A 21,329-nucleotide genomic window follows, 5' to 3' on the forward strand; every position below is an offset into this window, starting at 1 on the left:
TCGGGGCGCCGGGAGCCGCGCAGGCCGCTCCCGTGCTCCACGATCGGCGGGTGCATTACCGCAGGGAGGACCCCATGAGCACCCCGTTCGCGTCCGCCGCCGCCCACTACGCCCGCTACCGGGCCCCGTACCCGCGGGAGTTCCACGCCCTGCTCGCGGACCGCTTCGCGCTCGACGGCTCCCAGACCGTCCTGGACCTCGGCGCCGGGCCCGGCACGCTCGGCCTGCCGCTGGCCCCGCAGGCCGACCACGTGTACGCCGTCGACCCGGAACCGGCGATGCTCGCCGAAGGGGCGCGGCTCGCCCACGAGCGCGGCCTGGCGAACATCTCCTGGCTGCGCGGCGACGCCGCCGCCGTCACCCGGCTGTGCCTGCCCCGGATCGACCTCTGCGTCATCGGCAGGGCCTTCCACCTGATGGACCGCGGACGGGTGCCGGCCGACCTCGACGAGGTGCTCGCGCCGCGGGGCGGGGTCGTCGTCGTCACCTCCCTGCACCGCCCCGACGACCCGGAGCCGGCCTGGACCGCCGTCGTCGCCGAGGTGCGCGAACGATTCCTCGGACCCGGGCCCGTGGCGGGAGCCGGCGCCGGGACGCCGCCCCCGGCCGACTGCGAGGACGGGCAGCACCTGGACGACTGGGACGATCTGGTCGAGGGTCTGGCCAAGTCGCCGTTCTCACGCGTCGAGACCCACCAGTGGGACCAGCCCGTCCGCCGCACCGCGGACGAGGTCATCGGCCTCCAGCTCTCCCTCGCCGCCTCCGGTCCGGCCGCACTGGGCGACCGCGTGACCGCCTTCCGGGCCGAACTGCGCCGGGCCCTGCTCGACCACGACCCCCGGGGGACCTACGCCCGGACCCTGCGCATCGGGGCCGCCGTCGCCACCAGGCCGCGGCGCTGACCGGGGGAGCACCCGCCCCCGCCGGCGGCCTCAGCCGCCGAGCGCGGCCAGCAGTTCGCGTTCACGGGAGCTGCTCAGGCCCGCCCGGCGAGCGCGGTCCAGGCCCTCGGCACGCTCCCACGCCAGCAGGTCCGCGAGCATCTCCGCGCGCGGCCGGTGGCGCAGCCCGGCCGCGCGCGCAGCAGCCCCACTGCGGGCGCAGAACCCCGCCCACTGCGGGTCCGGCATCCACATCGCCATCGACTCCGGGCCCATGAACGGCGCGACCCCGCGGTCCAACAGCCACTGGGGGTCCGCCACCGCCACCTCCCCGGTGTGGCCGGCCACACGCCGCGACAGGCCGACCCACTCGTCGAACGGTACGACGGGCCCGACCGCGTCGAAGGTCCCGGCCCCGCCCTCCTGCGCCAGGTCCAGCAGCCAGCCGGCGAGGTCCCGTACGTCCACCACCTGCGTCGACAGGCCGGGGGAGTGGGGTACGAGCAGGGGCAGGTCCCCCGGGCGGGCGGCGCGCGCCACCCAGTACCCCGAGCGCCCACTGTGGTCTCCCGGGCCGCCGATCAGTCCCGCCCGGGCGACCACCAGCCGGTCCCCGACGGCCGCGCGCACGGCCGCCTCGCAGGCGACCTTGGCCTCTCCGTACTCCTCCCGCCCCACGTACTGCTGCTCCGTGGGAGCCAGGAGTGCGCTCGACTCGTCGGCGCCGACCGTCGCGTGATCGGCGTAGGCGCTCACCGACGACACGTATGTCCAGTGCCGGGTCCGCTCGGCCAGCGCCACGAGCGCGTCACGGACGAACGCCGGCTGCCACGACACCTCCAGCACGGCGTCCCAGTCACGGCCGCGGAGCCCGTCGTAGGCGGATCCGTCCCTCCGGTCCGCCGCCACCAGCCGTGCACCCGGGGCTGCTTCGCCGCTCTCGCCGCGCGCCAGGCACGTCACGTCGTGTCCGCGTCCCACTGCCTGGCGGCTGATCTCACGGCCCAGCCACGCGGTCCCGCCCAGTATCAGAAGATCCATCCCCCCACCCCAGCACGCCGCCGGTGCGAAGGCGACCCCGGTTCGCGACCGGCGAAGGCCGCGGCAGCGTGCCCGCCCCGCACGGCGGGACGCACCGCCCTCAGAGGTCGCGCCGCATGCACGCCCGCGGCCACCGGTCCAGACCGTGTGCCGCCTCGCGCCCCCGGATCTCCCGCAGGCCAGGGGTCAGCTCCCGCTCAACGAGGAGGCGGAAGCCGCAACGGGCGTAGTAGGGGGCGTTCCAGGGCACCTCGGTGAAGGTCGTCAGCGTCAGCGCGGGCACGCCCTCGCGGACGGCGACCGCCGCCAGGTGCTCCAGCAGCGACCGGCCGATGCCCCGGCGGGCATGCTCCGGGTGCACGGACACCTGCTCCACGTGCAGGTTGCCCTCCACGCGCTCCGCGATCAGGTACGCGACCGGGGCGTCGGCCCCGTCCACCGCGACCCGGGCGAGCCCGGTCTCCCGGTACCGGGCCAGTTCGCCGAGTGTGAGCGGCTCGTCGTCGGCGATCTCCGGCATACCGATCTCCCGGAAGCAGCGCCCGGCCGCCCTCTCGATGTCCTGCAGAGCCGTCAGTTCGTCGTGGTGGACCGCGCGTATGAGCATGAGGCATTCTCCGCCGGGCAGCCCTCCGGCGTCACCCGGGTGTGCGGGCCCGGCCGCCGCGGGCCGTTGTGCTCCGTCCGAGTTCACTTCGGGTGCCCGTTCGGCCGCAGGACCGAGCGCATGATCATCATGTTGGCTCTCCATCGGTTTGATACGGCTATGCCACGAATGCGACGCACACAACCGACCACGGCGTGGGGCGCCCTGGCCGCGGTGACGGGGGCCATGCTGGCCGTCGTCGTCGCCGCAGCGCCGGGCCGGGCGCCCGACGAGACCTCCGCGGACGCGAAACCCCCGGGCCCCGCCCGGGAGGCGGCGGTCACCCTGGTGGTGGGCAGAGTGCTGGAGGGGGCCCAGGACGCCGGCGAAGACCGTTGCGCGGCGCGGGTGTTGCGCCGCGGGCTGTGCAGCGGCTGGCAGGAGCAACGGGTACGGGCCACCGCACACGGGGTGGGGTCCGTACTCGAAGAGCCCGCCCTGGCCGAAGCCGCCCGCGACGCCCGGAACCAGGTGAGGGCCACCGACGCCGGCAGCCCCCTGGAGATCACCCTCACCGAACCGGGCCGCATCACGGACGTCACCGTGCGCGACGGGCACGGCCGCCACCTGGCGGGCGAACTCGGCCCGCAGGGCGACCGCTGGCTGAACACCGAGTCGCTGCGCGCGGGGGAGACCTACACCGTGCAGGTCGGCGCGCAGGACGCGGCCGGCACCCCGGTCGGGGTGACCATGGCCTTCCGGACCGCGCCGCCCGCGGACGGGGGCCGGCTGACCGTCGAGTTCGGGCCGCGCCCCGGTACCTACGGGGCCGGCGAGATCGTGACAGCCGCCCTCAGCCGGCCCGTACCGGCCGGCGACTCCGTGGCGCGCGCCCGGGTGGAACAGGCACTGGAGGTGACCTCGGAGCCGCACGTCGAGGGAGCCTGGCACTGGGTCGACGCATCGACCCTGCACTACCGCCCCCGTACGTACTGGCCCGCGCACACGGTGGTGCGGGTCCGCAGCGGGCTCGACGGCGTCGAGGTCGGTGACCACGCCTACGGCGGACCCTCCGAGGACCTCGAATTCACCATCGGCGACCGGATCGAGGCCGTCACCGACTCCGCCACCCACCGCATGACCGTACGCCGCAACGGACGCGTCATCAGGACCATCCCGGTCACCACCGGCAAGGAGGGCTTCAGGACCCGCAGCGGCATCAAGGTCGTCCTGCGCAAGGAGTCCAAGGTCCGCATGCGCGGCGACACCGTCGGCATCAAGCGCGGCACCGAGGAGTTCTACGACCTGCCCGTCGAGTACGCGACGCGGGTGACCTGGAGCGGTGAGTACATCCACGCCGCGCCCTGGTCGGTCGAGGCGCAGGGCCAGGAGAACGTCAGCCACGGGTGCACGGGCATGAGCACCGAGAACGCGGCCTGGTTCTTCCACACGGTCCGCGAGGGCGACATCGTGGAGGTGGTCAACAGCGGCGGCGAGAAGATGGCCCCCTTCGGCAACGGCTTCGGCGACTGGAACATGGACTGGCCCAGCTGGCTGGCCGGCAGCGCCCTCCACAACGCCGACGGGGCGCCGCACGGCTCGCAGCCCACCCCGTCCCGGCTGCACCCCACGACCTGATCCGCGGCGCGGGCGGGAGCCGACACATGCCGCCGCCGAACTGTGGTGCGCGCACACATGGGACCAGGGCCCGGGCATCGCCGATGATCCCGCCATGACGAGCGACATCCCGCCCGGGTTCCCCGGGACTGCAGCAGCCGCGGACCTGGCCGGCCGTACCGCCCTGGTGACCGGCGCCGGCAGCGGCATCGGACGGGCCTGCGCCACCGCGCTCGCCGCCGCCGGGGCCCGCGTGCACGTGGTGGACGTCGACGGCGCGGCGGCCGCCTCCGTCGCGGAGGAGACCGGCGGCCGGGCCCACGTGGTCGACCTGGCCCGCGCCGCGGCCATCGACGGACTGCCCGCCGACATCGACGTCCTGGTCAACAACGCCGGCCTGCAGCACGTCGCGCCCCTGCCCGACTTCCCGCCGGACCGCTTCGAACACCTCCAGCGGGTGATGGTCCACGCGCCCTTCCTCCTGCTCCGCCGGGTCCTGCCGCACATGTACGCCCGGGGATGGGGCCGTGTCGTCAACATCTCCAGCGTCCACGGGGTGCGCGCCAGCGCGTTCAAGGCCGGCTACGTCACCGCGAAGCACGCCCTGGAAGGCCTGAGCAAGGCCACGGCCGTCGAAGGCGCGCCGCACGGCGTCACCAGCAACTGCGTCAGCCCCGGCTACGTCCGCACACCGCTGGTCGAGCGGCAGATCGAGGCCCAGGCCGCCGCCCACGGCCTGGACCCGGACCGCGTCGTCGGCGAGGTGCTGCTCGGCCGCTCCGCCGTCAAACGGCTCATCGAACCGGAGGAGGTGGCCGACGCCGTCCTGTGGCTCTGCGGACCCCGGACCGGCTTCGTCACCGGAGCCTCGATCCCGTTGGACGGCGGCTGGACCGCGACATGACCCGGTGGGCATGACGCCATGCCGGACGGGGGCGGTGCCGGTCGGCGACCACGTCCCCGAGTTCCTGCCCGGCGAGCGCGGCCGCAAGGTGACCGTGCGGATGCTCCTCGACCACACCAGCGGAATCGAGGACTACATCGCGGACGCCTTCCCCTCGCTCCGGCAGGGCACGACCGCGAGCCTGGACGACCACCGCTTGCGGACGATCCGGCCCGCTGAGCTGATCGGCTACGCAGTGGCCCGGCCGCAGCGCTTCGAACCCGGCACCCGGTGGAGCTACTCCAACACCAGCTACGTGCTGCTGGGCGAGATCCTGCGTAAGGTGACCGGCCAGGACCCCGAGCGGCTCATCACCCGGGACGTCATCCGGCGGGCCGGCCTGCGGGACACGTACTTCGAGGGCCCGGCTGCCGTCTCCCCGGCCCTGCCGGCCGCCGCCACGCGCTGAGGTCACAGCGGCCGCGGCCGCGGCCGCGGCCGCCGACGGGCGGCGAGCACGGCCACGTCGTCCTCGGCGCTCCCCGCGTCGAGGCCGGCGCAGACCGCGTCCACCACCTCTTCCACCCCGGCGCCGGCGGTCATCCGCAGCCCGGCCAGCCGGGCCAGCGAGGTGTCGATGTCCTCGCCGCGCCGCTCCACCAGCCCGTCCGTGTAGAGCAGGACCGTCTGGTCCGCGGCGAAGGGCAGGGCGACCGCCTCGTACCCGCCGAGCCCGGTGCCCAGCGGCGGGCCGACCGGCACGTCGAGGAATTCGCCCTGCCCGTCGGCGGCGAACACGGCGGGGCGGCAGGTGCCCCGCGCTCGCATACGCGGCCGTACCGCGGGCCGGGTCGACGCGGACGAGGAGACAGGTCGCGGGGCGGCGGTTGGCCTCGGCGGCGGACAACGCGTCCAGCCGGCGCAGCACGCGGTGCGGAGCGAGATCGGTGGAGGCCACGTCGCGCAGGACGGACCGGTAGAAGTTCATGTCGACCGCCGCCTCCAGGCCGTGCCCCATGACGTCCCCGACGACCAGCAGGGTGCGGCCGAAATGGAGCCGTACGGTCTCGAACCAGTCCCCGCCGACGAGGGCGCGGGAGCCCAGCGGCAGGTAGCGGCTGGCGACCTCCAGGTTGGGGTGCGGCGGGCCCGGAGCGGCGACCAGGGCCCGTTGCAGGTCGAGTGCGATCCGCTCGGTGGCCGCCACGCGGCGGGCGTGTCCGACGTGCGCGCAGGCGAGGCGCGCCGCGAAGCGCAGCACCGCCGTCTCCTCGGGAGCGGAACCGGCGTGTGCGCGGGCCGCGAGGAGCCGTCCGTAGACCTCGCCGCGGCCGGCCAGGCGAAGGGAGACCACGTGCGCGGCGCCGGCCGGGCCGGGGCCGTCCCCCGCGGCCGGCAGGCGCGCCGTATCGCCGGCTGCGGCCACCCGGCCGCTGCGGCCGTCGGGCCGCCGCCGGTCAGCTCCACGGCCGCCGCGGCGCACGGGCCGCGGCACAGGAAATCCACCAGCTCCCGCCAGGTCGTGTCCTCGTCCGAGGACGTCCCGATGCGTTCGACGGCCTCGTCCCTCGTGCCCGGCCGCGCCTGCCGGCCGTCTGCGCCCGCGTCCGCCGGCATCGTCCGGCGTCCCCGCCGGTCAAGGGGTGTCCACCTCGATCACGGAGAGGATGTTCCCGGCCGGGTCCGTGAACCAGGCGATCGGGGGGCCGCCCTCGTCGCGGGAGATCCCCTTCTCGTTCTGGCCGAAGCCGTCGTAGCGCTCGAAGACCACACCGCGTGCGGCGAGGTCGTCGACGGCCCGGTCGATGTCGGGCACCGGGAAATTGAGCACCGTGAAGGTCGCCGGGGTGTGGTTCTCCTTCGGGTACACGAGGACGTCGGTGCCGCCACCGAGGTGCAGGGACAGCATCCCGTGGTCCTCGGAGACCCGCAGGCCGAGGGTCGATCCGTAGAAGTCCTTGGCGGTGTCGACGCTGTCGACCGAAAAACCGCTGAACGCCTTGCTGTCTGCCAGCATGGCCTCTCCCTCCGGCTGCCCCGGCTCCGCCCGAACGCGGCTCTCCCGCTCCATCGTCCCCCCGAACCGGGGCGGCTGCACGACCGGCCCGCGGGCGTCGCCGGGCAGCCGGAGCCAACGCGGGGCCGATCTCGGCCGGGCCCCGGCGTACGCCCGCGCCCGTACCGCACCACGACGCGCCCTTGCGCCGGGCCTGCCCGCGCCCCTACGCGCATGGCGCCCCGGCCGCCGTTCTCCCGTGCGCCCCCCATGTGCCCCTTCGGCGGCCCCTGCCCTCGCGCGTACGGTTCCGGGCCATGAGCGGATACGCGATGGAATCGGCCACCCCGGCGGAAATCGACGTCCAAGCCCTGCCCCCCTCCGATCAGTGGTCCACGGCCCCCGTGGTACCGGCGCCGCTGTGCCGCTTCGAGAACTTCCTCGGCGCCCGACGCGCCGCCGGCCTGCTGTCGTACGCCATCTCCCGGGAGGCCGACTTCCACGCGGGGACGGTCCTCGACCCCCTCTCCGGCCAGGTCTCCCACAAGGGCCGCAGCTCCCTCGTCCTCCCCGTCACCAGCTCCGTGTTCAGCGCCCACCTGGCGGACTGCCTGCCGCTCGTGCAGGAGATCCTCGGCCAGTGGGCACAGCTCACCCGAACGCTCACCGTCCTGACCTCGCACGGCGAAGGCGGCCACTACGGCATCCACACCGACGCCTCCCGGGTCCGCGACGTCGGTACGGCCCTCTCCGCCGTGTACTACCTCCACCGCACACCGCGCGGCTTCGGCGGAGGCCAGCTCCGGCTGTACGACACCGTGCTCGACGAGGGCGGGGCCCGTCCGGCGGAGTCCTACCGCACCATCGAGCCCGCGCACGACACCATCGTGTTCTTCCCGGCCGGTGCCTTCCACGAGGTCGTCCCCTCCACCTGCCCCAGCGGGCACTTCGCCGACCACCGCTTCACCCTCACCACGTGGATCAGCGCCACCGGGCCCGCGGAGCCCCGGACCGGCGACACGTTCCGCATCTGGCCCTGGCTGGCCCACGCGGCCGAACACACCCGCCCGCTCAACGACGTCGAGCACGACCACGACGGCGCCAGCCCCATCGCCCTCCCGGCCCCGGACCCGGCCACCCGCCTCACCCTTCCGGAGCCCCGCAGGACGCCTTAGGCGCGGCGGCCGGCGGCCCCCGCCCGGGCCGCCGGCGTCGCCCCCCTGCGGCCGGAGGCATCGCTGCCCCCGGCCTGCCCATCGGCCGCCCGGCGGGCCTCCGACTCGCCCCCAAGGTCCTCGGCGCGACAGCATGGAGGGAGACCCGGCGCTCGGCGGGACGGCCTCGGGAGGAGGCGGTACGGACAGTGACCAGGCATCGCTTTGCGTTCTGCGGGGCGGAGCTCGCCGCCGTCTACGTGGCCGCCGACCAGGACCGGGAACTCCACCTGGCCGAGCTGACCGGCAACCGCGGAGTCCTCTACGGGCTGCCCGCGATCCTCGCCGTCGCCGGCCACTCGCCCGCCGCCAACGCCTTCCGTTCCGGGCGGCCCCTGTGGCTGACGCCCAAGGAACTCGCCGAGTTCATCGAGGAGGATCCGCACCACTTCCCCACCCGGGTCCGCAACGGAGCCCCGAGCACCCCGGCCAGGATCTCCCTGGGCGCCCTGCCCCTGGGGCACGGCGACCAGGAACTCGGCTGCCTCATCGTCGCCGGCGACGTCGGCGACGGCTTCAGCGCCGACGACCGCAGCCTCCTGGAGCTGTACGCCGACCAGGTCGCCGCCGGACTCGAATCGGTCGCCGCCCGCTTCGCCGGACGTCGGGCCCCGCAGGCACACCTCGTCCAGTCCCTGGTCCCCGACCAGGGCGGCGCCTTCATCCTCGACCTCGGCACCGGCCGCATGGAGGCCCACGCCCACGTGCTGGAGCTGCTCGGGCTGGCTCCCGAGGAGTTCGACGGGCAGGTCGAGACCCTGCTCGCCTGCGCCGTCCCCGACGACATGCCGGCACTCATGGCGATCGTGGAACCGGACCGGCTGGCCGCCGCCGGACAGCAGCTGGCCTTCCGCATCCGCCGGCCGGGCGGCGAACTGCGCTGGCTGGGCCTGCGCTGCCGCGTCGAGGTGGACCCCGACGGCACACCGCGGCGCGTCCTGGGCGTCGTCGCCGACGCCTCCTACCTGAGGCCCAGCGCCGACGAGGTCTCCCTCGTCCAGCGGCTGTCGGCCACCCTCGCCGGAGCCGCGACCATCCGGGAGGTCAGCCGGCTGGCGGTCGCCGCCCTCCGCGAGCCGCTCGGCGCCTCGCGGGTCGCGGTCGGCGAGTTGGAGCCCGAACGGCTCATCGTCACCGCCCTCGACCCCCCGGAACCCGACGTCTGGCCGGAGAGCTGGCGCGCGGAATGGCGCTCCGAATGGCCCGACGTGTCCCTCGGCGACCTCCCCACCCTCCAGAGCGCGCTGCGCGCCGGCCACATGAGCCTGTGGCCGCCCGGCGCGGCACTGGAGCCCGGACTGCTGGGCGTCGGGCCCGGTGGCCTGGCGGTGGTGCCGCTGCCGGCCGAGGGCAGGATGGTCGGGGTGTGCCTGGTGGGGTGGGACGAGGAGCACCGTTTCGGCCCGGAGGAGCGCTCGCTGCTGACCGCGACCGCGGGACTGGTGGGGCAGGCCCTGGTGCGCGCCCACGCCTTGGACGCAGGCCACGAACTGGCCACGATGCTCCAGCGCAGCCTGCTGCCCCGCAAGCTCCCCGAACTGCCCGGCGGGGTCGCTGTCGCCCGCTACCTCCCCGCGACGGCGGGACTCGAGGTCGGCGGCGACTGGTACGACGTCATCCCGCTGCGCGACGGGCACGTGGCGTTCGTCATCGGGGACGTGCAGGGGCACAGCGCCGGAGCCGCGACCATCATGGGCCAGATGCGGACGGCGGTCCGGGCCTACGCGGTCGAGGGCCACCCGCCCGACGTGGTGGTCGCGCGGGCCAACCGGCTCCTCGTCGGCATGGAGACCGACCTCTTCGCCACCTGCACATACGTCGACCTCGACATGGAGGAGGGCATCGCCCGGGTCGTCCGGGCCGGGCACCTGCCGCCGGTCGTGCGCCATTCCGACGGCCTCACCGAGGAGATGGCGGTCGAGGGCGGGCCGCCGCTGGGAGTGCTCGCCGAGGCCGAGTTCCCGATGACCGAGACGGGGCTGCTCCCCGGCACCCTGCTCGTCCTGCTGACGGACGGCCTGGTCGAATCGGCCCGCCTTCCGCTGGAGGAGGGCATGCGCCGGGTGTGCGAGACGCTGTCCGAAGCCGACCCCGTCGACGCCGGAGGGCTGGCCGACGACCTCGTCGCCGGAGTGGGACGCCGCGACGACGACGTGGCGTTGCTGCTGCTGCGCTACGACGGCACGAGGGGCCGGCCCAAACGCAGCCACTGGACGGTGTGGCGCCTGCCCAAGGCCGTCCTGCACGCGCGCCGCTTCACCGCGCGCACCCTGCGGACCTGGGGAGTGGTCGAGGACGAGGTCGACACGGCACTGCTGATCGTGTCCGAACTGGTCACCAACGCCATCGCGCACACGCAGGGCGAGGTGGGCATGGACCTCACGCTCTCGACGGACCGGCTGCGGATCGCCGTGAACGACGCGTCGCCCCGCAGCCCGGTCAAGCCGGTGTCGGTGAGCTGGGAGTCCACCGGCGGCCGCGGCCTTCTCATCGTCGAGGCGACGGCGACGGCCTGGGGCTCGGTCCCGCTCAGCGGCGGCAAACAGGTCTGGGCCGAAATCCCCTGGCACACCCCGCCCGCCTGACCCGCCGGCCCGAACCGACGGGCGACGCGCGCAGCGCCGACCGGGTGCACGGCCCGCGGACCGGATGCGGACCGTCGGCTCCGCCCGGCCCGCAGCCACCGCCGGCCGGCACGTCCCGTCAGGCGGTCGCGGGCAGCAGGCGGGCGCAGCGGCGGCAGGCGCGGGCGGAGGCGGCGATCCTCGCGTGGAAGACGAGGGCGACGCCGCCCGTGACCGCGCAGAGCGGCCAACTCGGTGTCAGGAGCCCGGAGAGGGTCAGGGTGAAGGCGCTCAGCGCCAGGGCGACCGCTGCGGTGGTACCCGTCCAGGCGACGACGACCGGCAGCCGGTCGGGGGTGCTCAGCCGGCGCGCGAGCGGGCCGGTGGCGGCCAGGAACGCGGCGGCCGCCAGCGCGGTGGCCGCGGCGGTGCCGCCCAGGTGGGCAAGGAGCACCTGGGCCGCGTGCGGCAGTCGGTGCGCGGCGGGCCCGCCGGCGGTGAGGACGTACCAGCCGACGAGCAGGAGCGGCGCGAGCGGCAGGATCCTGCGGGCGGTCTGCCGGGCCTGGACGACGGTGAGTTCGCGCTGGAAGGCGGGCGCGAGCTCGGCCACGCTGCCGAACTGGCGCACCGCCTCCTCGGCCGCCTCCCGTACCGCCGCGTCGTCGTGCTCGCCCGCCGGAACCAGCTCCGCGGTGGCGTCGAGCAGTCCCTCGCGCAACTCGGCGAGCATGCGGCTCTTCGCCCGGCCGATGCCGTGCAGCACGGCGGCCAGCTCGGCCACGCGGGCCTCGACGGGGTCGACGCCCGCGGTGCCGGGGGGCCGCGCGCTCACGTCGCCGGCCGCGGCTGCGGCTGCACCGGTTCGAGCACCGAGCCGATCGCTGCGGTGAACTCCCGCCACACCTTCCGCTCGGTGTCCAGGCTGCGCCGGCCGGCGTCCGTCAACTCGTAGCAGCGCCGCCGGCGTTCGCCGACGGACTCCCAGGTGCTGTCCAGCAGGCCGAGCCGCTCCAGGCGGTTCAGCGCAGGGTAGATGGTGCCCTTGCGGAGCTCCAGCACGCCCTTGCTGCGCTCCTGCACCGCGGCGATCACCGCGTAGCCGTGCAGGGGGCCTGATTCGAGCACAGACAGCAGCAGCCCGTCCAGGTGCCCGCGTACCTCACTGGCCTTCATGGAAAGGCAGCCTACCCAAAGCGTCGCTTCCTCGTATAGGTTGCCTGGCAATCCATTGTCTGTCGATCCATGAGAGAGGCGAGTACCGCTGTGACCAAGCTGCTGCTGTCCGTCCATGTCCTGGCGGCGATCCTGGCGATCGGGCCGATCGCGGTCGCGGCCTCGATGTTCCCGCGCTGTACACGCACCCCTGCCGAGGACGACGGCGGTGAGGGGCTGCGGACGGCCGGAGTGCTCCACCGGATCTGCCGCGGCTACACGGTCGTCGCCATCGCCGTACCCGTCTTCGGTGTCGCCACGGGCGCCCGTCTGGGCGTCCTCACCGACGCCTGGCTGCTGGCCTCGATCGTGCTGACCGCCGCCGCGGCGGCCCTGCTGGTGCTGGCGATCCTGCCGGGGCAGCAGCGGCTGCTCGGTACTCCGGGAAGGGCGGGCGCGGCCCGGCTGGCGATGGTCACCGGCGTGTTCAACCTGCTCTGGGCGGTCGTCGTCGTCCTGATGATCGTCCGTCCCGGCTCCACCACGGGGGCGTGAGGGCATGCGCGTCCTGCGGATCGCGGCCCAGGTGGAAGCTGCTTCCCTGGCCCTCCTCCTGGCCAACCTCCTCACCGTGCACACGGACGCCGTCGCCTCCCTGGGCGGTCCCGTGCACGGGACGGCGTACCTGGTCGTCGTCCTCACGGTCTGGCGCGCGTCCACCGAGCCGGCCGCGAGACGGCGTGCCTGGATCCCCGGAGTCGGCGGACTGCTGGCCCTGCGGCACCTGCGACGGCGGACCTAGGACTCGGCTGCGGCGGAGGCGGGGTGGTCGGCGGCGACGAGTTCGACCTCGAAGCCGTCGGCGTTCACCAGATATGCGGCGTAGGTCCGGTCGCCGCCGGCGTGCGGGTGCAGCGCGGGGAACATCAGGCTCCAGCCGTGCAGGCCCGCTCCGGCGACCAGGCGCTCCACGGTCTCGGCGCCCTCCACATGGAACGCCAGGTGGTTCAGCCCGGGCCGGCACCGGTCGTGGCGGTCGGCCGTGAGGGCCGGTGACTGCTCGAACACCAGGTACGTCGGTCCGAGCCGCCAGCTCCGCCCGTCGGCCCAGCTCTGGAACGGCTCGTAGCCGAGGGCCTCCAGCAGCCAGCCGAAGGAGGCGACGGCCCGCTCCAGGTCGGGCACCCAGACCTCGACGTGGTGCAGCATCCCGGTCACCGGCCGCGGCGAGGAACCGGACGACGACGACCCGTCGGACATCCTCCGCCCTCCTTCCCCGGCCACGGTGCGACCACTCCCAGAACTCCCCATGATGGCCGACCCCTCCACGGCGCCGGCACCGCGCCCGCCGGTGAGCGGTGGGCCGGGGTCAGACGGCCGGCCCGCGGTCCACGGGGACGTCCAGGCGGGTGGCCAGGGCGGTGAGGGCAGGGCCCAGCGGCAGCGCGACGCGGGTGACGGCGTGGCGGTCCCCGCGGGTGGGGTCCCGGTTGACGATCAGCACGGGCTTGCCGGCCTCTGCCGCCCGGCGGACGAACCGCAGACCCGACATCACCGTCAGCGACGACCCCAGGACCAGCAGCGAGGTCGCGCCGTCGACCAGTGCCCGGCAGTGCTCGACCCGCTCCGCGGGAACCGTTTCGCCGAAGAACACCACGTCAGGCTTCAGGACGCCCCCGCACACCGCGCAGGGCACCACCGAGAAGTCCCCGACCTGCTCGTCGGTGAGGTCGGCGTCCCCGTCCGGATTGAGCCGGGACGACGCCGGCGCGAAGCCCGCGTTGGCCTCCTCCAGCCGTCTCGCGAGGTCACGGCGCGAACCGGTCCGACCGCAGGTGAGGCACACGACCCGATCGAGGCTTCCGTGCAGTTCCACCACGTCCCGGCTGCCGGCGGCCTGGTGCAGCCCGTCGACGTTCTGGGTGATCACCCCGGCGAGCAGCCCGTGCCGCCCGAACGCCGTGACGGCCCGGTGCCCCGCATTGGGCTTCGCCCGCCCGAAGGTGCGCCACCCGAGGTGGCTGCGCGCCCAGTAGCGGCGGCGGGCCTGCGCGCTGGCGGTGAACTCCTGGTAGGTCATCGGGGTGTGCCGGCGCAGGCTGCCGTCCTCACCCCGGTAGTCGGGGATGCCCGACTCCGTGGAGATGCCCGCCCCGCTGAGCACCAGCACACCGCCGGCCCGTAGCGCCTTTGCCACCGGCTCGGGATCGGTGCTGCCGGGTCGCGGCTCCTCGGCGGACGTCCAGCTCAGAGTGGGTCGCATGCGCATGCCACCAGCGTACGGAACGGCCCTGCAACCGGCCCGAGCGAAGCCCGCCGCCGACCGGACGCCGTCTCCCAGTGCGCCGGCGGCAAGGGTGGCCGGAACTCGCCCGACGCGGGTGAACCGACGGCTACGTACTGGTAACTTACGCGAGTTGATCAAGGTCGGAGGCGTGGCCGACCCACGCCTCCCGGCCCGAACCACCCCCCAGTCAAGGAACCACATTGGCACGCACCGTCCCTCCGACGGCCCTCCGCTCCGCCCCGGCCCTCGCCCTCGGCTTCGCCCTCCTCGCCGCCGCCCCCGCCCACGCCGCCGCAGCACCCACCCCGCACCTGGACGCGGTCGAGCAGACGCTGCGCCAGGTCTCGCCGGGCCTGGAGGGCTCGGTCTGGGAACGCACCGCCGGCAACCGGTTCGGCTCCTCCACCCCCGGCGGCGCCGACTGGCTGCTCCAGACCCCCGGGTGCTGGGGCGACGCCGGCTGTACCGACCGGCCCGGCTCCCGCCGCCTCCTGGACAAGACGCGCCAGGACATCGCCGCGGCCCGGCAGACGGTGGACATATCCACGCTGGCGCCCTTCCCCAACGGCGGCTACCAGGACGCGATCGTCGCGGGCCTGCAGGAGGCCACCCGGAAGGGCAACCGCCTCAAGGTCCGCATCATGGTGGGAGCCGCGCCCCTCTACCACTCCACCGTGATCCCCTCGTCCTACCGGGACGAGCTGCTCGCCCGGCTCGGCCCGGACGCCGCGGCCGGCATCACCCTCAACGTCGCCTCGATGACGACCTCGAAGACCGCCTTCTCCTGGAACCACTCCAAGCTCGTCGTGGTGGACGGGCAGTCCGTGATCACCGGCGGCATCAACAGCTGGAAGGACGACTACCTGGACACCGCCCACCCGGTCAACGACGTCGACCTCGCCCTGTCCGGCCCCGCCGCCGGCTCCGCGGGCCGCTACCTGGACACCCTCTGGGACTGGACCTGCCGCAACAAGGCCAACTGGAGCTCGGTCTGGTTCGCCGCCTCGCCCGGCGCGGACTGCATGCCCTCCCTGCCCCGCCCCGCCACCCCGCAGGACGGCGGCGACGTCCCCGCTCTCGCGGTCGGCGGCCTCGGCGTCGGCATCCGCCAGAACGACCCCACCTCGTCGTTCCGGCCCGTCCTGCCCGCGGCCGGCGACACGAAGTGCGGGATCGGGGTGCCCGACAGGACCAACGCCGACCGGGACTACGACACCGTCAACCCGGAGGAGAGCGCCCTGCGCGCCCTCGTGTCCAGCGCGACCTCGCACATCGAGATCTCCCAGCAGGACGTCCACGCCACCTGCCCGCCGCTGCCCCGCTACGACGTGCGCCTCTACGACGCCCTCGCCGCGAAGCTGGTCTCCGGCGTGAAGGTCCGCATCGTGGTGAGCGACCCGGCGAACCGCGGCACGATCGGCAGCGGCGGCTACTCGCAGATCAAGTCGCTCTCCGAGGTGAGCGACGCCCTCCGCGGCCGGGTGGCCGTGCTGACCGGTGACGCCGGCCGCGCGCGTACGGCTGTCTGCGAGAACCTCCAGCTGGCCACGTTCCGCGCGTCCGACCGGCCGACCTGGGCCGACGGCAAGCCGTACGCCCAGCACCACAAGCTGGTGTCGGTGGACGGCTCGGCCTTCTACATCGGCTCGAAGAACCTGTACCCGTCCTGGCTGCAGGACTTCGGCTACGTCGTGGAGAGCCCGGCCGCGGCCGCGCAGCTGAAGAGCGACCTGCTGGACCCGCAGTGGCGCTACTCCCAGGCCACCGCGACGCACGACTACGCCCGCGGCCTCTGCCAGGGCTGACGCCTGCCACGGGCCCCGCCGGCCGGGGCCCGGCACGCCGCGCCGCCCGGACCCGTCGAGGGCTCCGGGCGGCGCGGTGCGTGCGGTCTACAGCGGGGGAGGACCCGTGGAGACCGAGGTGTCGGCATCGCGGAGCTCGGCAAGCAACTCGCTCTGCCCGACCAGCAGTTCGGTGAGAATGCGCCGTGCGGCCCGCAGGAGTTCCGCCACGTCGCCGCCGGCGAGGGCGTAACTCACCGTCGAGCCGTCGCGTATGGAGACCACGATGCCCGACCGGCGCAGCACCGCCAGTTGCTGCGAGAGGTTGGACGGTTCGATCTCGATCTCGTTCAGCAGCTCGCGCACGGGTACGGGGCCGTTCTGGAGGAGTTCCAGCACCCGGATGCGGACGGGGTGTCCGAGCATCCGGAAGAACTCCGCCTTGGCCTGGTACAGCGGGACCTGCATGTGGCAACGCTCCTACCCGGGTTCTGACCAATGGACGGGGACGGCGCCCGTTTCGCCGCGCCCGCCCTGGTGACCATGACCAGCCATTCTCCTGTACCCCGACCCCGCCCCACCCTCCGGTGACCACATTCGGATGTGCCGAGTTGAAGATTTCTTCAACTCATGGGCAAAAAAAGAAACGGGGTACAGGAAGGCGGCTAGAGCTCCAAGTCGGCTTCGATCCGCTTGAGCTGGTGCCGGGCCATCGCGAGGTTCGACTTGTCCTTGTCCAGGACGATGTACAGGAACAGGCCGTTGCCCCCGCGTCCCTTGAGCAGCCGAATGAGGTGGTACTGGCTGCCGAGGGTGATCAGTACGTCTTCGATGTCCTCCTTGATGCCCAGCATCTCCATGGTGCGGGCCTTCGCCCGGATCACGTCGGTGTTGCCCGCGGCGGCGACCGTCAGGTCGAGGTCCTTGCCGCCGCCCAGCGTGCCGAGGGCCATCCCGCTCGTGTAGTCGACCAGCGCCGCGCCCACACTCCCCTCGATCGAGGTCATCGCCTCTTTCAGGGACGTCTCCACGTTCACCATCTTGCAGCCTCCTCGTTTCTTCACGGCCCCGGCCGGCTTCTCGTCTCCGACCGGGTTGCAGGGGGGACGCTACGCGCCCGAAGCCGGGGACGTGGTCAACATCGGTTATTCCGCGAGCATATGAAGCTCCGTCCGCTAAGGTGCGAGTCCGTGATCGCCCGACTGCCCGAAAAGACAGGCGAGTCGGGGACGGGGGAGAAGACGCGTGCAGACGTGTCGCCGACCGGGAGCATGGGCCGTACGCGTACCGATCCGCCCAGGTCGCCGCAGGTACCGACGCGGTTCGGCGCCATCGGTGCGCCGACAGCACACCGTTGGGCGCGACCACGGGCGGACGTCCGGGCGCCATGCACGAGTTTGGCCGACAGGCGCCGTGCGGCACGGTGCGGCGCGCTTCGGTCGTGGGTGGCTGCGACAGCGGCCGTGCACAGCACGGATCCCTCGCTCATCGCCGCGGCGGCGCCGCTTCGCCGATGTCCACCCGGACGAGGAACTCCGCAGTCCGGCCCGGGACCTGCTCGGGTCCGGCCGGGTCACCGTGCCCGCGCCGCGGTCGCGGCAGGACCTGGCCGGGGGTGTGGAGTCACCAACGAGGCCCGCTCCGACATCACTTAACGTGTTTAAAGGGGTCGATATTGGAAACGCTGAGTAGCCACAAGGTGTGAAGGTCAACGCGAAAGGCGGGATTCATGTCCGTGAGCATTGCAGTCGTCCTCGTCCTCGTCGTCGTGGCAGCAGTCATCGCAGCGGTCGCGCTCGGCCCGGCGGTGGCGTCCGCAACACCACCCGACCGGACCGCAGCCCGGTCCGGCGACGAAGAACCCCGTGGGACCGCCCCGACGAAACGGCCTCCGGCCCGCCGGCTGAGTACCATCCCACCGCAGCAGAACCGGGAACACCGGCGCAGCTTCGGCTGATGCGCGGCCCGTCGGGCCTGCCCGGCCCGCAGCGGGCCGGGCAGGCCCGACGGCAGTTCGGCTCGGCGCCGACCGCCGCGGTGCCCACGCCGGTTGAGGTCAGCCGCAAGGCGGGCGCGAGGTACCGGTCAGGTCCTGGGGCCCAGGAGCGGTGCCAGGGAGCTGGGGATCAGGCTCCTGCGAGGAGGCCTCGACGCGGCGGCAGCCGCGCGCAGGAGGCGTTCCACGGCCTGGGAGCGACGGCTGATCCTGAGGCGGCGGCCCTGCCGCGGCCACCACTCCAGCGCGGCCAGGAAGGCGGAGTCGCAGAAGGTGACCCGCGAGCAGTCCAGCACCAGACCGGTGTGGCCGTTGTCCGCCGCGGAAGCCATGAACGCCCGCAGGGGAGCGGCGCTGAAGTGGTCGATCTCGCCCGCGAGGCGAACCACCAGCGTCGTGCCGAGCGTCGTGCAGGAGTGGATCAGTATGACGCCGGGCGCGGTGTCCGCGCCCGAGTCGTGCGCGGTGGGCGGGGCCTCGGTCGTGAGAGGGGCGGGCAGTATCGAGGCGGTGCTTGAGGTCATCACGCCCCCATCAACGCCTTGCGCACGCTTTCCGGAAACGACTGGCGCGCCCCATTCACCCCATCTGACCAGCCGGTTTCCCCGGTAGGGGGAATATCTCCACCCGGATGAGTCAGCCGGGGCCGGCGGGGAAGCCGATACGGTCGGACCCGGCGGGCCGGCCAGGGGACCTCACTGCGGTCCGGCCGGAGGCGGGATCACCCCCATACGATCCTCTGCTGCCTGGTTCACCCGTCCGCAGGATGCGACTGGGGGTCTGGCGGGCACGCACCAGGGGCGGCGGCCCCGGCCGACAGATGATCGACTTCCCGGCGGGAGGCGGGGCGGCGAAAATGGGGGAGGAGGCCGGCCGGGAGACTGGGGCGCGCGATGGTGGATCCGGAGGACGCACTGACCATCCGCGCTGTCGCCGAGCGGCTGATGCAGGCGAACCCGCAGCTCGACCCCGGACTGGTGCAGAGCGCCGTACGGACGGCCTACGAAGAGCTGAAATACGCACGCGTGCGTGCCTACCTGCCGGTCCTGATGGAACGCAGGGCCCAGGACCTGCTGCCCTCCGACTCCGACCTGGCCGAACGGGGCGCCTGACCGCACCCGCACCGCCTGCGCCGACGAGCCCGATGCGCGGGCGCAAGGGCCCGGGGGCGATCCCCGGGACCCTTCCCGGCGCACGCGGTGGCGCGCCCGCCGGCTACTTCGCCTTGAGCAGCTGGTCGACGCGCGGTACGGAGAGACCGGTCAGTTCCGCCACCTGCTTGAGAGTGCGCCCCTGCTTCAACTCGCCCACGGCGGCGCTGCGTATGAGCTTGGCCTGCTTGGCGCCGGTGAGCAGTTCATCGGTAACCAGTCGGGCACCGCGCTCACGGGTGAGCGGGGACTCGATCTCGGCGAGGCGCGCACGGACCGCCTCCATGTACTGGTCCGTCAGAGCCCGCAGGTCGGCGTACGCCTGCTCGTCGTTCGTACGGGTATCGGTCATACGGGTCAGCCTACTTGGAGGTAGCTCCACGCCGACGGCTTCCAGCCCCTCTCGAAGTCCCGCGTGGGGACGGCCGTTCCGCGGGCCGGCCACTCCCGCACGGTGCAGGTGTCACCGCCGTACGGGATCGGCTTGATCTGCCCACCCGCGTCCGTGCACTCCTGCAGGGTGATGCCGGGAGAGGCGGTCAACCGCGAACGTCCTGCGCGACGCCCCGGCGCGCCGCCAGTGGGCGTCCGCCCGAGCGCCTGCCCCGAACAGGTGAGGCGGTGAGCCTTCTGCCGGCCCGGAGCGGGAAGATCCCGTTCCGCACGTGCATGGAACGGCCTGCCGGGGAAGGTGCGCCAGGGACCCGTACATCCCAGAAGGGACGGACACCATGGTGCGACCGAGGATCGTGGTCGTCGGCGCGGGCTTCGCCGGCGTCACGTGCGTACGCCGCCTGGAGCGGACGCTGTCACCCGGGGAGGCGGAGATCCTGCTCGTCACTCCGTTCTCCTACCAGCTCTACCTCCCCCTGCTGCCGCAGGTGGCGTCCGGGGTGCTCACCCCGCAGTCGGTTGCGGTGTCACTGCGCCGCAGCCGCCGCCACCGCACCCGGATCATCCCCGGCGGGGCCGTGGGCATCGACACCCGCGCCAAGGTCTGCGTCATCCGCAAGATCACCGGGGAGCTCGTGGACCAGCCGTACGACCACCTGGTGCTCGCACCGGGGAGCGTGACCCGCACCTTCGACATCCCGGGGCTGGCGGAGCACGGCCGCGGCATGAAGACCCTCGCCGAGGCCGCCCACCTGCGCGACCACGTGATCGCCCAGCTCGACCTGGCCGACGCCGCGGCACCGGGCTCGGCGGAACGGGCCTCGCGACTCGGCTTCGTCGTCGTCGGCGGCGGCTACGCGGGCACCGAGACGGCCGCCGCCCTGGAACGGCTCACGACGAACGCCGTCGCCCGCTACCCCCGGCTGGACCGCCGAGAGATCACCTGGCACCTCGTGGACGTCGCCCCGAAACTGATGCCCGAGCTCGGCGACCGGCTGGGCCGCGCCGCACTCGACGTGCTGCGCCGCCGCGGCATCGAGGTGTCGCTCGGCGTCTCCGTCGCCAAGGCGGGCCCCGAGGACCTCACCCTCACCGACGGCCGCGTACTGCCGTGCCGCACCCTCATCTGGACGGCCGGCGTCGCCGCGAGCCCGCTCATCGCCACGCTGGGCGCCGAGACCGCCAAGAGCGGCCGGCTCGTCGTCACCCCGGACCTGCGGGTGCCCGGCGCCGACGGCGCGTTCGCCCTCGGTGACGCGGCCGCCGTGCCCGACCTCGCCGGCGGAGGGGACGGCGCGGTGTGCCCACCGACCGCCCAGCACGCCGCCCGCCAGGGCCGGGTCGCCGCCGACAACGTCGTCGCCACCCTGCGGGGCACACCGCTGCGCCGCTACGTCCACGAGGACCTCGGCCTGGTCGTGGACCTCGGCGGCCGCGACGGCGTCTCCCGCCCGCTCGGCATCGACCTGCGCGGCATGCCCGCCCAGGCCGTGGCCCGCGGCTACCACTGGGCGGCCCTGCGCACCGGCGCCGCGAAGACCAGGGTCATGACGAACTGGCTCCTGAACGCCGTGGCCGGGGACGACTTCGTCCGGACCGGCTTCCAGACGTACAAACCCGGTACGCTGCGCGACTTCGAGTACACCGACCAGTACCTCACCCCGGAGGAGATCCGAGCCCGCACGGCGACCGGCGAAGGCCGACAGCCGTCACGGTGACGCGCCGCCCCGGGCCGGGCGCCCGGCGGGCGGTCCGCGGTGCCGTACCCGTTCCCGTGGGGA

General features: G+C 73.8%; 25 protein-coding genes and 1 pseudogene. 12 read left to right on the forward strand and 14 right to left on the reverse strand.

Features of this window, described 5'->3' with window-relative positions:
- Window positions 1–74 precede the first annotated feature (74 nt).
- Entirely contained in the window at window positions 75–902 is an 828-nt protein-coding gene (locus IF89_RS0101795; protein WP_030759969.1) for a class I SAM-dependent methyltransferase, read from the forward strand.
- 30 nt (window positions 903–932) lie between these two features.
- On the opposite strand, the gene IF89_RS0101800 is transcribed toward IF89_RS0101795, so the two are convergent.
- Window positions 933–1,922, reverse strand: coding sequence for an NAD-dependent epimerase/dehydratase family protein (locus tag IF89_RS0101800; RefSeq protein ID WP_030759972.1), 990 nt, complete (start codon window positions 1,920–1,922; stop codon window positions 933–935).
- 100 nt (window positions 1,923–2,022) lie between these two features.
- Window positions 2,023–2,529 carry a GNAT family N-acetyltransferase gene (locus IF89_RS0101805; protein ID WP_030759975.1) on the reverse strand — a complete coding sequence of 169 codons (507 nt, stop codon included), beginning with the start codon at window positions 2,527–2,529 and terminating at the stop codon, window positions 2,023–2,025.
- A 168-nt stretch (window positions 2,530–2,697) separates the two neighbouring features.
- Between IF89_RS0101805 and IF89_RS0101810 the strand changes: the two genes are divergently transcribed.
- The 3 genes from IF89_RS0101810 to IF89_RS0101820 all read left to right on the forward strand — a co-directional run bounded on the left by IF89_RS0101810 (window position 2,698) and on the right by IF89_RS0101820 (window position 5,477).
- On the forward strand, window positions 2,698–4,146 hold the full coding sequence (locus tag IF89_RS0101810) for a L,D-transpeptidase (protein WP_234327620.1): 1,449 nt from the start codon (window positions 2,698–2,700) through the stop codon (window positions 4,144–4,146).
- Between the two features lie 94 nt (window positions 4,147–4,240).
- Window positions 4,241–5,029 (forward strand): 3-hydroxybutyrate dehydrogenase, encoded by a 789-nt coding sequence (locus IF89_RS0101815; RefSeq protein WP_030759979.1) that lies wholly within the window; start codon window positions 4,241–4,243, stop codon window positions 5,027–5,029.
- A gap of 10 nt (window positions 5,030–5,039) precedes the next feature.
- Complete coding sequence (locus IF89_RS0101820) at window positions 5,040–5,477, forward strand: serine hydrolase domain-containing protein (protein WP_234327621.1); 438 nt, start codon at window positions 5,040–5,042, stop codon at window positions 5,475–5,477.
- A 2-nt stretch (window positions 5,478–5,479) separates the two neighbouring features.
- Here IF89_RS0101820 and IF89_RS47410 read toward each other — a convergent pair whose 3' ends face one another.
- The 3 genes and pseudogenes from IF89_RS47410 to IF89_RS0101830 form a co-directional block, all read right to left on the reverse strand.
- On the reverse strand, window positions 5,480–5,836 hold the full coding sequence (locus tag IF89_RS47410; RefSeq protein WP_234327622.1) for a SpoIIE family protein phosphatase: 357 nt from the start codon (window positions 5,834–5,836) through the stop codon (window positions 5,480–5,482).
- Window positions 5,817–6,026: pseudogene (locus tag IF89_RS47415) on the reverse strand (SpoIIE family protein phosphatase); the annotation flags it as partial. The gene IF89_RS47410 and the pseudogene IF89_RS47415, both read right to left, overlap by 20 nt.
- Before the next feature lie 618 nt (window positions 6,027–6,644).
- Window positions 6,645–7,025 carry a VOC family protein gene (locus tag IF89_RS0101830; protein ID WP_030759982.1) on the reverse strand — a complete coding sequence of 127 codons (381 nt, stop codon included), beginning with the start codon at window positions 7,023–7,025 and terminating at the stop codon, window positions 6,645–6,647.
- 296 nt (window positions 7,026–7,321) lie between these two features.
- Here IF89_RS0101830 and IF89_RS40585 point away from each other — a divergent pair, with 296 nt between their 5' ends.
- Both IF89_RS40585 and IF89_RS0101840 read left to right on the forward strand, forming a co-directional pair.
- Complete coding sequence (locus IF89_RS40585; RefSeq protein ID WP_078628030.1) at window positions 7,322–8,179, forward strand: 2OG-Fe(II) oxygenase; 858 nt, start codon at window positions 7,322–7,324, stop codon at window positions 8,177–8,179.
- A 188-nt stretch (window positions 8,180–8,367) separates the two neighbouring features.
- Window positions 8,368–10,803, forward strand: a complete 2,436-nt coding sequence (locus IF89_RS0101840; protein WP_030759987.1) for a SpoIIE family protein phosphatase — start codon at window positions 8,368–8,370, stop codon at window positions 10,801–10,803.
- A 118-nt stretch (window positions 10,804–10,921) separates the two neighbouring features.
- Here IF89_RS0101840 and IF89_RS0101845 read toward each other — a convergent pair whose 3' ends face one another.
- Together IF89_RS0101845 and IF89_RS0101850 are read right to left on the reverse strand one after the other, a co-directional pair.
- Window positions 10,922–11,617, reverse strand: coding sequence for a hypothetical protein (locus IF89_RS0101845; RefSeq protein ID WP_043192538.1), 696 nt, complete (start codon window positions 11,615–11,617; stop codon window positions 10,922–10,924).
- The gene (locus IF89_RS0101850) at window positions 11,614–11,958 is read right to left on the reverse strand and encodes a helix-turn-helix transcriptional regulator (RefSeq protein WP_030759994.1); all 345 of its coding nucleotides are present in this window, start codon (window positions 11,956–11,958) and stop codon (window positions 11,614–11,616) included. Before IF89_RS0101850 ends, IF89_RS0101845 begins: the two co-directional genes overlap by 4 nt.
- A gap of 90 nt (window positions 11,959–12,048) precedes the next feature.
- Between IF89_RS0101850 and IF89_RS0101855 the strand changes: the two genes are divergently transcribed.
- Together IF89_RS0101855 and IF89_RS0101860 are read left to right on the forward strand one after the other, a co-directional pair.
- Complete coding sequence (locus tag IF89_RS0101855; protein ID WP_030759997.1) at window positions 12,049–12,492, forward strand: hypothetical protein; 444 nt, start codon at window positions 12,049–12,051, stop codon at window positions 12,490–12,492.
- A gap of 4 nt (window positions 12,493–12,496) precedes the next feature.
- Window positions 12,497–12,739 (forward strand): DUF3817 domain-containing protein, encoded by a 243-nt coding sequence (locus IF89_RS0101860; protein WP_030760000.1) that lies wholly within the window; start codon window positions 12,497–12,499, stop codon window positions 12,737–12,739.
- On the opposite strand, the gene IF89_RS0101865 is transcribed toward IF89_RS0101860, so the two are convergent.
- Together IF89_RS0101865 and IF89_RS0101870 are read right to left on the reverse strand one after the other, a co-directional pair.
- Window positions 12,736–13,197: a VOC family protein gene (locus tag IF89_RS0101865; protein WP_051806699.1), complete on the reverse strand. Its 462-nt coding sequence runs from the start codon at window positions 13,195–13,197 to the stop codon at window positions 12,736–12,738. The genes IF89_RS0101860 and IF89_RS0101865 overlap by 4 nt on opposite strands.
- A gap of 109 nt (window positions 13,198–13,306) precedes the next feature.
- Window positions 13,307–14,206 carry an NAD-dependent protein deacetylase gene (locus IF89_RS0101870; protein WP_030760006.1) on the reverse strand — a complete coding sequence of 300 codons (900 nt, stop codon included), beginning with the start codon at window positions 14,204–14,206 and terminating at the stop codon, window positions 13,307–13,309.
- A gap of 218 nt (window positions 14,207–14,424) precedes the next feature.
- Here IF89_RS0101870 and IF89_RS0101875 point away from each other — a divergent pair, with 218 nt between their 5' ends.
- Entirely contained in the window at window positions 14,425–16,029 is a 1,605-nt protein-coding gene (locus IF89_RS0101875; protein ID WP_051806700.1) for a phospholipase D-like domain-containing protein, read from the forward strand.
- A gap of 87 nt (window positions 16,030–16,116) precedes the next feature.
- Here IF89_RS0101875 and IF89_RS0101880 read toward each other — a convergent pair whose 3' ends face one another.
- Both IF89_RS0101880 and IF89_RS0101885 read right to left on the reverse strand, forming a co-directional pair.
- The gene (locus IF89_RS0101880) at window positions 16,117–16,476 is read right to left on the reverse strand and encodes an ArsR/SmtB family transcription factor (RefSeq protein WP_030760012.1); all 360 of its coding nucleotides are present in this window, start codon (window positions 16,474–16,476) and stop codon (window positions 16,117–16,119) included.
- A 197-nt stretch (window positions 16,477–16,673) separates the two neighbouring features.
- Window positions 16,674–17,048: a hypothetical protein gene (locus IF89_RS0101885; RefSeq protein ID WP_030760015.1), complete on the reverse strand. Its 375-nt coding sequence runs from the start codon at window positions 17,046–17,048 to the stop codon at window positions 16,674–16,676.
- Window positions 17,049–17,743: 695 nt separating this feature from the next.
- On the opposite strand from IF89_RS0101885, the gene IF89_RS45780 reads away from it, so the two are divergent.
- Window positions 17,744–17,965, forward strand: coding sequence for a hypothetical protein (locus tag IF89_RS45780; RefSeq protein WP_158717782.1), 222 nt, complete (start codon window positions 17,744–17,746; stop codon window positions 17,963–17,965).
- Between the two features lie 128 nt (window positions 17,966–18,093).
- Here IF89_RS45780 and IF89_RS40590 read toward each other — a convergent pair whose 3' ends face one another.
- A complete protein-coding gene (locus tag IF89_RS40590) occupies window positions 18,094–18,528 on the reverse strand; it encodes an STAS domain-containing protein (RefSeq protein WP_030760018.1) in 435 nt (144 codons plus the stop codon).
- Window positions 18,529–18,897: 369 nt separating this feature from the next.
- Here IF89_RS40590 and IF89_RS0101895 point away from each other — a divergent pair, with 369 nt between their 5' ends.
- The gene (locus tag IF89_RS0101895) at window positions 18,898–19,116 is read left to right on the forward strand and encodes a three-helix bundle dimerization domain-containing protein (protein WP_051806701.1); all 219 of its coding nucleotides are present in this window, start codon (window positions 18,898–18,900) and stop codon (window positions 19,114–19,116) included.
- A gap of 103 nt (window positions 19,117–19,219) precedes the next feature.
- Here the strand turns inward: IF89_RS0101895 and IF89_RS0101900 are convergent, their stop codons facing one another.
- Together IF89_RS0101900 and IF89_RS0101905 are read right to left on the reverse strand one after the other, a co-directional pair.
- Window positions 19,220–19,507, reverse strand: coding sequence for a hypothetical protein (locus tag IF89_RS0101900; protein WP_030760025.1), 288 nt, complete (start codon window positions 19,505–19,507; stop codon window positions 19,220–19,222).
- Window positions 19,508–19,512: 5 nt separating this feature from the next.
- On the reverse strand, window positions 19,513–19,698 hold the full coding sequence (locus tag IF89_RS0101905) for a hypothetical protein (RefSeq protein ID WP_030760026.1): 186 nt from the start codon (window positions 19,696–19,698) through the stop codon (window positions 19,513–19,515).
- A gap of 188 nt (window positions 19,699–19,886) precedes the next feature.
- On the opposite strand from IF89_RS0101905, the gene IF89_RS0101910 reads away from it, so the two are divergent.
- Window positions 19,887–21,266, forward strand: a complete 1,380-nt coding sequence (locus tag IF89_RS0101910; protein WP_030760027.1) for an NAD(P)/FAD-dependent oxidoreductase — start codon at window positions 19,887–19,889, stop codon at window positions 21,264–21,266.
- Window positions 21,267–21,329: the final 63 nt, after the last annotated feature.

Origin of the sequence: Streptomyces sp. NRRL F-2664 (assembly GCF_000719345.1) — a bacterium.
In the GTDB taxonomy this organism is placed as follows: domain Bacteria; phylum Actinomycetota; class Actinomycetes; order Streptomycetales; family Streptomycetaceae; genus Streptomyces.

What these genes read in the sequence shown, in the direction of transcription:
- IF89_RS0101885 (WP_030760015.1), bottom strand. Translation starts at nt 17,048, where the DNA reads ATGGTGAACGTGGAGACGTCCCTGAAAGAGGCGATGACCTCGATCGAG.
- IF89_RS40590 (WP_030760018.1), bottom strand. Translation starts at nt 18,528, where the DNA reads ATGACCTCAAGCACCGCCTCGATACTGCCCGCCCCTCTCACGACCGAG.
- IF89_RS0101910 (WP_030760027.1), top strand. Translation starts at nt 19,887, where the DNA reads ATGGTGCGACCGAGGATCGTGGTCGTCGGCGCGGGCTTCGCCGGCGTC.
- IF89_RS0101900 (WP_030760025.1), bottom strand. Translation starts at nt 19,507, where the DNA reads ATGACCGATACCCGTACGAACGACGAGCAGGCGTACGCCGACCTGCGG.
- IF89_RS0101865 (WP_051806699.1), bottom strand. Translation starts at nt 13,197, where the DNA reads ATGTCCGACGGGTCGTCGTCGTCCGGTTCCTCGCCGCGGCCGGTGACC.
- IF89_RS0101800 (WP_030759972.1), bottom strand. Translation starts at nt 1,922, where the DNA reads ATGGATCTTCTGATACTGGGCGGGACCGCGTGGCTGGGCCGTGAGATC.
- IF89_RS47410 (WP_234327622.1), bottom strand. Translation starts at nt 5,836, where the DNA reads ATGCGAGCGCGGGGCACCTGCCGCCCCGCCGTGTTCGCCGCCGACGGG.
- IF89_RS0101810 (WP_234327620.1), top strand. Translation starts at nt 2,698, where the DNA reads ATGCGACGCACACAACCGACCACGGCGTGGGGCGCCCTGGCCGCGGTG.
- IF89_RS0101895 (WP_051806701.1), top strand. Translation starts at nt 18,898, where the DNA reads ATGGTGGATCCGGAGGACGCACTGACCATCCGCGCTGTCGCCGAGCGG.
- IF89_RS0101815 (WP_030759979.1), top strand. Translation starts at nt 4,241, where the DNA reads ATGACGAGCGACATCCCGCCCGGGTTCCCCGGGACTGCAGCAGCCGCG.
- IF89_RS0101805 (WP_030759975.1), bottom strand. Translation starts at nt 2,529, where the DNA reads ATGCTCATACGCGCGGTCCACCACGACGAACTGACGGCTCTGCAGGAC.
- IF89_RS0101820 (WP_234327621.1), top strand. Translation starts at nt 5,040, where the DNA reads ATGACGCCATGCCGGACGGGGGCGGTGCCGGTCGGCGACCACGTCCCC.
- IF89_RS0101830 (WP_030759982.1), bottom strand. Translation starts at nt 7,025, where the DNA reads ATGCTGGCAGACAGCAAGGCGTTCAGCGGTTTTTCGGTCGACAGCGTC.
- IF89_RS0101880 (WP_030760012.1), bottom strand. Translation starts at nt 16,476, where the DNA reads ATGCAGGTCCCGCTGTACCAGGCCAAGGCGGAGTTCTTCCGGATGCTC.
- IF89_RS0101795 (WP_030759969.1), top strand. Translation starts at nt 75, where the DNA reads ATGAGCACCCCGTTCGCGTCCGCCGCCGCCCACTACGCCCGCTACCGG.
- IF89_RS0101860 (WP_030760000.1), top strand. Translation starts at nt 12,497, where the DNA reads ATGCGCGTCCTGCGGATCGCGGCCCAGGTGGAAGCTGCTTCCCTGGCC.
- IF89_RS40585 (WP_078628030.1), top strand. Translation starts at nt 7,322, where the DNA reads ATGAGCGGATACGCGATGGAATCGGCCACCCCGGCGGAAATCGACGTC.
- IF89_RS0101870 (WP_030760006.1), bottom strand. Translation starts at nt 14,206, where the DNA reads ATGCGCATGCGACCCACTCTGAGCTGGACGTCCGCCGAGGAGCCGCGA.
- IF89_RS0101850 (WP_030759994.1), bottom strand. Translation starts at nt 11,958, where the DNA reads ATGAAGGCCAGTGAGGTACGCGGGCACCTGGACGGGCTGCTGCTGTCT.